Genomic DNA, 9,949 nt, shown 5'->3' on the forward strand with positions numbered 1-9,949 from the left:
CGCCAGCCACGCCGCACCGTCCAGCAGCTCGGCCCCGGGCTGGCGATGGCGGGCGGCACGGCGCAGCAGTTCGGCGATGGCGGCGACCTCGGCAGCCGGGCCATCGGCGTCGGCCAGCCGCGTGTCGCACAGCGTCCCCCACCGCCAGCGCCGCCCACGCCGCCCCGCAGGCCACCACGCTGGACGCGGTCAACGTGACCGCCGCCAGCGAGACCGACCAGGCCCGCGCCGCGCTCAAGCGCGTTCCCGGCGCCGGCAACGTCATCGACGTGGCCAACGCCGACCGCCGCCTCGCCAGCAGCGCCGATGTACTGGCCTACCAGCCCGGCATCAGTGCCCAGTCGCCGGGCAACGAAGGCACCCGGGTGTCCATCCGTGGCTCGGGCATCAACCGCGGCCCCGGCGCGCATGCCTCCGGCATCGCAGTCTCGCTCGACGGCCTGCCGCTGACCGGCCCGGGCGGTACCCCGTACGAACTGCTGGAGCCGCTGTGGCTGAGCCGCGTCGACGTACGGCGCGGTGCCAACGGCATCGAACGCGGCGCGCTGGCGCTGGGCGGGGCGATCAACTACGTCAGCCGCAGCGGTCGCGATTCGGCCGGGCTGGACCTGCAGTACGACGCCGGCAGCCGCGGCTACCAGAAACGCAGCGTGGGGTACGGCGGCGTCAGCGGCGCAGTCGACTACTACCTCGCCTACACCGATACCGAATTCGACGGCTACCAGCGCCATGCCCGCGGCGACGGCAAGGGCGCGATGGCCAACCTCGGCTGGCAGATCACCCCAACTCTGGAAACGCGCTTCTTCGTGCGCTACCGCGAGACCAATCACGAAACGCCGGGGCGCCTCACCCGCGACCAGATCCGCAACGATCCGCGCGCGGCCAATCCGGCCAACGTGGCCATCGACGCGCACCGCCCGCAGCCGGGCAGCACCTGGATCGGCAACATGACCACCTGGCAGATCGATGACGCATCGTCGCTGCAGGCCGGGCTGGTGTACCACCACTACCCGATGGACCTGAACGAAAGCCTGTACCGCCAGCAGCTGGACTACACCAACCTCAATGCGACCGTGGACTACCGTCACCGGCATCGCCTGCTCGGCCGCGACAGCGTGACCACGGTGGGCCTGCGCATCGCCCACGATCTGGATGCCGATGTGCGCGAAACGCTGCGCTTTGCCAGCAACGGCTATCCCGCCGGCACCCACACGCGCGACTTCTCCCACCACGGCACCGACAGCACGCTGCACGTAGCCAACGATCTCGTCCTCACCGACACCCTGCGCCTGCAGACCGGGCTGGCCCTGATCCAGACCCGTCGCGACGTGCAGGTGACGTGGCCCTCCACCCCCGGGCGTCTCAACGAGCGCAGCTGGGATTACGCGCCACGCCTGGGCGTCACCTGGCAGCAGACGCCGGCGACGCAGTGGTTCGGCAACCTGAGCCGGTCGGTGGAACCGGCGCATCCGTGGTCGATGATCTGGGGCTCCAACCAGTACTTCGCGCCGGGCAACGGCGCCTCCAGCGGGCGCCAGCGCGCACCGGTGCCGCTGGACAACCAGACCGCGACGACGCTGGAGCTGGGCGCGCGCGGCGAAAGCGCACTCGGCCGATGGGAGCTCACCGGCTACTACGCGCACGTGCTGCACGAACTGCTGAGCGTGGAAGTGCAGCCGGTACCGAACCTGTTCGTGGCCGAGAACAACGCCAGCCCCACCGTGCACCGCGGCATCGAAGCTGCGCTGGACAGCGCGCTGTGGCACGGCAGCGACGGCACGCTGTCGCTGCGCCAGGCCTACACCTTCAGCGATTTCCGCTACCGCCACGACGCCCGCTTCGGCGACAACCGCCTGCCCGGCCTGCCGCGCCACTACTACCAGGCCGAACTGCGCTACGCACACCCCACCGGCTTCTATGCTGCGCTGAACACCGAGTACGCCTCGCGGATGTTCGTGGACTACGCCAACACCTTCAGCGCCGACAGCCATCTGATCTTCGGCAGCCGCGTGGGCTTCGATGCGCCTGGCGGCCGCTGGCAGGCGTGGGCCGAACTGCGCAACCTCACCGACCGCCACTACGCCGCTACCGTCACGCCCGGCTACAACGACGCCGGCAAGGACGTGGCGCGCTCCACGCCTGGCGAGGGGCGCGGCGTGTATGCCGGGCTGCGCTGGCGCTTTGATTGAGCAGCATCGGCCGGTCCGACCAGCGCTTGATCTTGCTCAACCAGGTTCAGCACACTCGCTGGTTTCAGCTGGCAAGGAGTGACTGTCGTGGATAGAGCCTGGGTACAGAAGGTGATTTCCGTGCTTTCGGTGGCGCGGCGTTCTGATCTCACGTTTTACGACGCTATTGAGGCCAGGGGCGCCAATCTACCCAGCAAGCTCTACAAGCTCAGGGGCTGCACCGACTTTTCGTTCGAGAACCTGGCCAACGCGACGATTCACCTGAGCCCGGCCAGCGAGTTCAATGACCCGTATGACACCGCATTCTGCGCGGACCCCGGCTTCCTGAGCCGCAACTCCTTCGTATTCGGCGCGCCTGACAACAACAACGCAGATGACCGTCTTCAGCAGGGTTCGGCGCCTCCGAACAGCCTGTCCGGCCTCGTCGATGAACTGCGGGATTCCTACAAGATCTGCAGCTTCACCGCGCGCCTTGATTCCATCCTCATGTGGAGCCACTACGCCGACAACCATCGCGGATTCGCGATGGAGTACGACTTCACGACCTGCCACCGGAATGACTACCCGTCACTGTGTCTCTGGCCTGTTGCCTACACGGACTGCCTTCTGGACATCACCGAGGTCCTTGCCGCTGCGATGAACGACAAGGACGACGTCAATCATGCCTTCACGATGGCAGCGTCCCTGTGCAAGGCCAGGGATTGGACGTACGAGCAGGAATGGAGAATCGTGTATCCCGACGACCGAACCCGCCGGTGCATGGCACTTCCCGCGCCGTTGAAGGCAGTTCATCTCGGCGCGAGGATATCGGCCGACAACGCATCGCGCATCCGAGATATCTGTGCTGCGAGTGGTATCCCGGTGCATACGATGGCCTTGTCACGGCAGGAGTACCGAATGGAATCCCACCTCCCGGCCGGGTAGAAGATGCCGTTCGCATGCCACAGCCGGTGCGCGGTGACGTGGCAGGGCGCCGGGATCAGATGGCCGCGTTGACCGCCATCATCGGCAGGTACAGGGCAAAGATGGTCACGGGCGCGGCGATGAACACGGTGCAGATGCCGATCAGGCCGATCAGGAGGTGCCAGCCCGGTTTGCGTGGACCGAAGGCCCACATCGCGCCCAGCACCAGCGGGGCGAGCCACACCAGCGGCGCGCCGCTGGCAAACGCCCGCGTGACCAAGGGCGGCACAACGCCGATCGACTGGAACGCGTCGGAAAACGCCGGGTATACCCAGGCGCGGATCACGGTCACAGCGACCGCCGTCACCGTTGCGCTGGCGGTTCCCAGCAGCGCCCAGACCCTGCCAGCCAGGGCGATCGAGGGACGGAAGCGGGGGATCTCGGGCGATTCAGGGCGCATGCCAGCGGATCTTAGAAGAGCAGCCGCGTGCCAACAAGCACCGCGCCATCTGCGGCGCGCGCGTGGCATGCGACACTCGCCGCTCCGTTCGACATTGCCGGCAAGGACGCACGTGATCGTTCCCGACTACTGGGCCGAAGCCCGCCTGCAGCTCAAGCAGCAGCGCCGCAGCATCACCGTGACCCGCATGGGCTGGTCCGACGACAGCGAGGCCGCCGCGCAGGCGCATGCCGACGTGCGCGCCCGCGAGGCGCTCGCGGCGATCCTGGCCGGCAACGACCTCCCCCGGCAGGAGCGACGCACCCCTTATGGACTGGAAGGCGTACCGATCCGCGAGCAGATCGTGTCGCGCCACGGCGATGTGGTCGTCACGCGCAACAGCTATGGCGCGCTGTGCCTGAACACCCCGGACGTGCTGTTCGGTGATGTGGACTTTGAATCGCCCCCCGGCGGATTCGCACTGGACCTGAAAGGTGCCCTGCTGCTCTGGGCGGGCGTGGCGATGGTCGTGGGCGCCGCGTGGCAGGGCGTGCCCGGCCTCGGACGGGCCATCCCGGCAGCGGTGGTGGCCACGCTGGTGGTGATCGTCGCCAACGCCGTGGTGGCGGCCATCAAGCGCCGCGCGTTCGCCAACGCGGGCGGCGTGGAGGCCCGGGCGATGGCGCGGGTGGAGGCCTTCGCCCGGCAGCACCCGGACTGGCACCTGCGCGTGTATCGCACGCCAGCCGGGCTGCGCGTGCTGGCGATGCACGCCACGTTCCTGCCGGACGACCCGGCGGTTGCCGGGTTCTTCGGCGCGCTGCGCGGCGACCCGCTGTATGCGCGGATGTGTGCGCTGCAGCGCTGCTTCCGTGCACGCCTGACGCCCAAACCGTGGCGGATCGGCATCGCCCGCCATGTGCGTCCGGCGTCGGCGGCGTGGACGCCGGCACAGGCACAGTTGCCCGACCGGCTGGCCTGGATCGCCGAGTACGAGCGCCGTGCGGCGGCATTCGCTGCCTGCCGTTACCTGCGCACGCTCGGCGAAGCCAACCGCACCGATGCCCGGGCCGAGGCGGTGCGCGACCTGCACGACCGCCTCACCCGCGCCGAGGCGACGCTGCCGCTGGCCTGAGCGGATACGTGGGGACGGCACCTGCGGCATGGCGCGCACAGACGTCTCCGCCGACCCGTGTGCTGGTCGGCAGCGTGGCATCCACTGCCTCGGCGAGCAGTCACCCGCAGATGTCCTTCGCCCCGGCGGTTGACGTTGAACGGGCCACGCCGGTGCTGGCGGGTGTCGCGGGACAGCGGGGCAGACACGCGGTGACCGGTTTCTGTACGTGGCCGCTGGAAACGCGGCCGCCTGCGGCAACCACGCGCGCCGTTATCGCCCCAGCGCCTCGGCGATGGCCTGCTCGGCCAGCGGCGCCATGCGCGCATACCCGGCCGGCGTGGGGTGCACGCCATCGGTGGCCAGGACAGGATCGAGCCCACCGTCGGCATTGGCCAGCGCGCGGTAGTAATCCAGATACACAACGCCCTGGTCGCGCGCATAGCGCTGCAGGGCGGCGTTGAGCGCCCGCACCTTCGGTGCCGGATGCACGCCGGGCTGCCACGGGTACTCGCTGACCGGCAGCACCGAGGCCAGCACGACACCAATGCCATGCGCCTGCGCCAGCTCGCGCATGGCATGCAGGTTGTCTTCGATCATCGCCTGGGTGGCCGGGCCGGTATTGCCGGCGATGTCGTTGGTGCCGGCCAGGATCACCACGACCGCCGGTTGCAGGGCGATCACGTCCTGGCGGAACCGCAGCAGCATCTGCGCGGTGGTCTGCCCGGAAATGCCGCGGTTGACGTAGCCCTTGCCTGGGAAGAACGTGCCGCTGCCGGTGGGTCCCCAGCCCTCGGTGATGGAATCACCGAAGAACACCACACGCGGCTGCCCCGCCTGCGCCACCGGCAGCGCCGCGTTTTCCGCGCGATAACGCTCCAGTTGCGGCCAGTCGCGCAGTTGCTGCTGGAGGTAGCGGACCTGGTCCGGCGTGAGCGCTTCCGCAGGCGTCACGTACAGCGGATTGACCGCCGGCGGGCCGATCGGCGGCGCATCCGCGGCCGCACAGCCGGACAGCGGCGCCCCGAGCAGGGCAAGGGCGGCGGTCAGGGCCACGGTGTGTGCCGACTGCGGCATGGCGGTTGCTCCGGTTCGATGCGAACGGCAAGTCTACCGCCGGTTGCCCCTGCATCCCGCCCAGACGCAGACGGCCGCACCCCGCGAGATGCGGCCGTCGCGTGCGTCAGCGCGCCGTCAGTGCTTGCCGGCCGGTGCGTTTTTCACATAGGTGTCGAACCAGTTGAGCATTTCCGATACCAGTTGCTCGTTGGATTCCAGTGCGGTGTACCAGTGCGGCTCATGCGGCAGCATCACCAGGCGGGTGGTGCCGCCGTTGCCGCGGATCGCCTGGAACAGCTTGCGCGACTGGAACGGCTCGGTGCCCGGATTGGCATCGTCCTCACCGTGGACCAGCAGCAGCGGCAGCTTGATCCTGTCCGCGTAGAAGAACGGCGACGCCTTCAGATACACGTCCTGCGCCTGCCACACCGACCGGCGCTCGTTCTGGAAGCCGAACGGCGTGAACGTCTTGTTGTACGAGCCGCTGGTCGCCACGCCGGCCTTGAACAGGTCGGTGTGCGCGATCAGGTTGGCGGTCATCAGGCCGCCGTGGCTGTGCCCGGTGACGCCGATCCGGTTGCGGTCCACCACCCCCATGTCCACGGCCTTGTCCACCGCGGCCCTGGCATCGGCTTCCAGCTGTTCCAGGTAGGTGTCGTAGGCGGTCTTCGGATCGCCGACGATCGGGAACGAGGCATTGTCGATGATCGCGTAGCCGGCCAGCAGCATCAGGCGGTACGGTGCCAGACGGGTGAAGGTCTGCTGCGAGCCGGACACCTGGCCGGCCTGCGCGGCGTTGGCGAAATCGGCCGGGTATGCGTACAGGATCGCCGGCACGCGCTGGCCTTCCTTGTAACCCGGCGGCGTGTACAGGGTGAACGACAGGTCCACGCCATCGGCGCGCTTGTAGGTCACCAGGCGCTTCTGGATCTTGCGCACCTCCGGCGTCGGATCGGTCAGCTGGGTCAGCGCGGCCGGGGTGGACGCGAACGCCGCCTCGCCCTTGGCAGCGGCTGCATCGCGCTCGCCCAGGGTGCGGATGAACGCGTTCGGCGCGTCGGTCACCGACTGGTGCCAGGTCAGGACGCGGCCGGTGGTGCCGGCAAAACCGAGGACCTGCTCGTATGCATCGGCAGCGCTGCGGAACAGGCGTTCGCTCTTCAGCGAGCCCAGGTCCAGGCGGTCCAGGAACGGACGGTCGCCCTGCGGCGAGGCGCCCTGCCCGCGCAGGAACACGTGGTTGCCGTCCTGGCGCACCACGCTGGCCCCGTTGGGCAGACGCGTGAACACCAGGTTGCCCGGGTCGCCGTAAAGCTCATCGCTGGACAGATCCCAGAGCAGCCGCCCTTCCTGCCCGGGACGGTCCACATCGACAATGCGGGTCTGGCGCCAATGGCGATTCTCGTCGTTCTCGTACAGGAACGACACGGCCGGGTCCGCGCTCCAGGCGATGCCTTCGAAGCGCTGCGCGGTACGCGCGATCTCCACCGGCGTCCCGGTGAACGGCGCCTTGAGCATCAGTACGCGGTCACGATGGGGCACGCTGACCTTCCAGTCGCCCTTGTCCAGCGCTTCGGCATACACCAGCGTGGCCGGATCGGTGGAGCGCCAGTCGAAGTCGCGCGGGCCTTCCGGCACGCCGTGCACCGGCACGCGATCGGCCAGCGGCAGGCTGGCCACCGGCGTGCTGCGGCCGCTGCCCAGGTCCAGCACGGCCACGTCATTGGCGAAGCGCTGGTAGGTGACCGCGTGCGAGAACGGCGCCTTCAGCGTCTCGGTGAGCACGTGCACGCCATCCGGCGCAGCCGTGACATCGTTGTACAGCGCCGGCGCGCCAATCGGACGCACGCTGCCGGCCTTGGCATCCACCACTGCCAGCTGCGACTGGCCGTAGTAGGCGAACAGCTTTTCGTCATGCACGCTGGTCAGCGTGTCGCGCGATTCGTAAGTGCTGCTCTCACCCTTGGCGCCGAGCGATTCCTGGATGTCCGGGCCGGCCGCGCCATCCTCATTGGACGGCGCTGCCCCCTGGTTGGCCGGCACCAGCTTGACCAGCAGGTTCTGGCTGCCGCCGAGCCACTGCACGGTGTAGCCAAAGATCGGATTGAGCTGTACACCCGGGATCTGCTTGACCTGTCCGGTCGCGGCATCTCCCACCCACAGCTGCACCGAGGTATCCACCGCGTTCTGGAACACGAAGCGCTGGCCGTCGGCCGACCATTGCGCGTTGCCGGCACAGCCCTGTGGCAGCGCCACCGGCGTGTGCCTGCGGCTGTCGATATCCACCAGCGTGAAATCGGCCACGCAGGCCGGGATGCCATAACCGCCCTGGGTGTCGTGGCGGCTGCGGTTCTTCGGCTCCAGGCGCACACCCGCCAGCTTCAGGTACGGCTGCGCGACACGGCTGATCGACGGGTAGGTCTGCGCGGTGGTCAGCAGCAGACGCTGGCCGGTGGGGTCCACGCTGGGCATCGGCGGCGGCGGCGCCTTGAGCACCTTGAGCAGGTGTTCCGGCGGTTTGGCATAGTCGGCGAAGGCCGGGCCGGCGGCCAGCAGGCCGAACGCGGCCGTGGCGACGGCCGCGGCAAGAGCGGTACGACGGATCAGCATCCTTTACCCCTTGTGGTGTTGGGTGCCCGTGCAGGGGCGATATCCCGAATCTAGCACCGCCGCGCGGGCCGGGAATGGGCCGGAAGGGCTAGTCGCCCGATGCGGCAACGCGGTGCGCGTCCGGCCGGCCGCGCACCGTCACGGTAAGATGCGCGCACATTCCCTGCCGATGCCGCCGTGCGCACTGTTCACGCCCTCCGCTACATCACCCCGCTCCGCGAGGGTGGCTCGCTGCCCGCCGTGGTCGAAACCGACGACGACGGCATGGTGGTGCTCAAGTTCCGGGGTGCCGGCCAGGGGCCGAAAGCGTTGATCGCCGAGCTGATCGCCGGTGAGCTGGCCCGCACGTTGCGCCTGCCGATTCCGGAGATCGTGTTCGTCGAGCTGGATCGCGAGTTTGCCCGCACCGAGCCGGACCCGGAGATCCAGGACCTGATCCGAGCCAGCGAAGGCCTGAACCTGGGCAGCGACTATCTGCCCGGCGCGCTCAACTACGACCCGGCAGCGATGGCGGTGGATGCTGACCTCGCCTCGCGCATCGTGTGGTTCGACGCATTCACCAGCAACGTGGACCGCACCGCGCGCAACCCCAATCTGATGGTATGGCACCGGCAGCTTTACCTGATCGACCACGGCGCGGCGATGTACTTCCACCATGACTGGGCCACCGCCGGGGATGCCTGCGTGAAACCCTTCATGCTGATCCGGGACCACGTGCTGCTGCCGTTTGCCACGCAGATCGACGCGATCGACGCCGCGCTGGCCGCGCTGCTGCCCGACGCGGAAATCGAACGCATCGTCGGCCTGGTGCCGGACAGCTGGCTGGTCGACGAACCCGCGTTCGACAGCCCGGCGGCGTATCGCCAGGCGTATATCGATTACCTCACCCATCGCCTGCGCATGCGCGCCGCCTTCGTCCAGGAGGCCGTCCGTGCCCACACTGCACACGTATGACTACGCCGTCATCCGCGTGGTACCGCGGGTGGAGCGCGAGGAGTTCATCAACGTCGGCGTGATCGTGTCGTGCCCCGGTGCGAAGCACCTGGAAGCGGCGATCGAAATCGATGCGGCGCGGATGCAGGCATTCGCGCCCGGCCTGGACAGGGACGCGCTGCAACCGTGGCTGGACGCCATCGTGGCGATCTGCCGTGGCGACGCCAACGCCGGTCCCATCGCCCAGCTGCCGGCACGCGCGCGCTTCCATTTCCTGACCGCCAAGCGCAGCTCGGTGGTCCAGATGTCCAGCACCCACGTGGGCCGGACCGCGCACCCGGAGAACGTGGTGGAGCACCTGATGACCCGGATGGTGCGGGTACCGCAGTAACGCAACGCGCAAACACGCGCACCCCGTAGAGCCGGGTTCTACCCGGCTGCCCTGCGTCAGGCACATGCACACCTGACACCCGCCGGGCAGAGCCCGGCGTCACCAAGGCCACCCGCGCGCACCCGTAGAGCCGGGTTCTACCCGGCTGCCCTTCGTCAGGCACATGCACACCTGACACCCGCCCGGCAGAGCCCGGCGTCACCAAGGCCACGCGCGCGCACCCCGTAGAGCCGGGTTCTACCCGGCTGCTCTTCGTCAGGCACATGCACACCTGACACCCGCCGGGCAGAGCCCGGCGCTACCAAGGCCAC

8 protein-coding genes and 1 pseudogene are annotated in these 9,949 nt (G+C 68.8%); 6 read left to right on the forward strand and 3 right to left on the reverse strand.

Annotated features, from left to right (window positions below):
• From OC534_RS17060 to OC534_RS17070, 3 genes and pseudogenes are all read left to right on the forward strand, one after another.
• A pseudogene (locus tag OC534_RS17060) lies at positions 1-198 on the forward strand (hypothetical protein); the annotation flags it as partial.
• Positions 195-2,189 (forward strand): TonB-dependent receptor, encoded by a 1,995-nt coding sequence (locus OC534_RS17065; protein ID WP_262072245.1) that lies wholly within the window; start codon positions 195-197, stop codon positions 2,187-2,189. The pseudogene OC534_RS17060 and the gene OC534_RS17065, both read left to right, overlap by 4 nt.
• 87 nt (positions 2,190-2,276) lie before the next feature.
• A complete protein-coding gene (locus tag OC534_RS17070; RefSeq protein ID WP_262072246.1) occupies positions 2,277-3,113 on the forward strand; it encodes a DUF2971 domain-containing protein in 837 nt (278 codons plus the stop codon).
• A 55-nt stretch (positions 3,114-3,168) separates the two neighbouring features.
• Here the strand turns inward: OC534_RS17070 and OC534_RS17075 are convergent, their stop codons facing one another.
• A complete protein-coding gene (locus OC534_RS17075) occupies positions 3,169-3,552 on the reverse strand; it encodes a hypothetical protein (protein ID WP_262072247.1) in 384 nt (127 codons plus the stop codon).
• A gap of 112 nt (positions 3,553-3,664) precedes the next feature.
• Between OC534_RS17075 and OC534_RS17080 the strand changes: the two genes are divergently transcribed.
• Positions 3,665-4,666 carry a hypothetical protein gene (locus tag OC534_RS17080; RefSeq protein ID WP_262072248.1) on the forward strand — a complete coding sequence of 334 codons (1,002 nt, stop codon included), beginning with the start codon at positions 3,665-3,667 and terminating at the stop codon, positions 4,664-4,666.
• Between the two features lie 252 nt (positions 4,667-4,918).
• Here OC534_RS17080 and OC534_RS17085 read toward each other — a convergent pair whose 3' ends face one another.
• Both OC534_RS17085 and OC534_RS17090 read right to left on the reverse strand, forming a co-directional pair.
• Positions 4,919-5,722 carry an SGNH/GDSL hydrolase family protein gene (locus OC534_RS17085; RefSeq protein ID WP_262072249.1) on the reverse strand — a complete coding sequence of 268 codons (804 nt, stop codon included), beginning with the start codon at positions 5,720-5,722 and terminating at the stop codon, positions 4,919-4,921.
• A gap of 117 nt (positions 5,723-5,839) precedes the next feature.
• Positions 5,840-8,314: a prolyl oligopeptidase family serine peptidase gene (locus OC534_RS17090; RefSeq protein ID WP_166473167.1), complete on the reverse strand. Its 2,475-nt coding sequence runs from the start codon at positions 8,312-8,314 to the stop codon at positions 5,840-5,842.
• Between the two features lie 177 nt (positions 8,315-8,491).
• Here OC534_RS17090 and OC534_RS17095 point away from each other — a divergent pair, with 177 nt between their 5' ends.
• Together OC534_RS17095 and OC534_RS17100 are read left to right on the forward strand one after the other, a co-directional pair.
• On the forward strand, positions 8,492-9,268 hold the full coding sequence (locus tag OC534_RS17095; RefSeq protein WP_017356596.1) for a HipA family kinase: 777 nt from the start codon (positions 8,492-8,494) through the stop codon (positions 9,266-9,268).
• The gene (locus tag OC534_RS17100) at positions 9,246-9,638 is read left to right on the forward strand and encodes a DUF3037 domain-containing protein (RefSeq protein ID WP_262072250.1); all 393 of its coding nucleotides are present in this window, start codon (positions 9,246-9,248) and stop codon (positions 9,636-9,638) included. The genes OC534_RS17095 and OC534_RS17100 overlap by 23 nt, the downstream gene beginning before the upstream one ends.
• The last annotated feature ends 311 nt before the right edge of the window (positions 9,639-9,949 follow it).

It is taken from the genome of Stenotrophomonas sp. Marseille-Q5258 (genome assembly GCF_946900935.1).
In the GTDB taxonomy this organism is placed as follows: domain Bacteria; phylum Pseudomonadota; class Gammaproteobacteria; order Xanthomonadales; family Xanthomonadaceae; genus Stenotrophomonas; species Stenotrophomonas nematodicola.

What these genes read in the sequence shown, in the direction of transcription:
- OC534_RS17090 (WP_166473167.1), bottom strand. Translation starts at nt 8,314, where the DNA reads ATGCTGATCCGTCGTACCGCTCTTGCCGCGGCCGTCGCCACGGCCGCG.
- OC534_RS17085 (WP_262072249.1), bottom strand. Translation starts at nt 5,722, where the DNA reads ATGCCGCAGTCGGCACACACCGTGGCCCTGACCGCCGCCCTTGCCCTG.
- OC534_RS17075 (WP_262072247.1), bottom strand. Translation starts at nt 3,552, where the DNA reads ATGCGCCCTGAATCGCCCGAGATCCCCCGCTTCCGTCCCTCGATCGCC.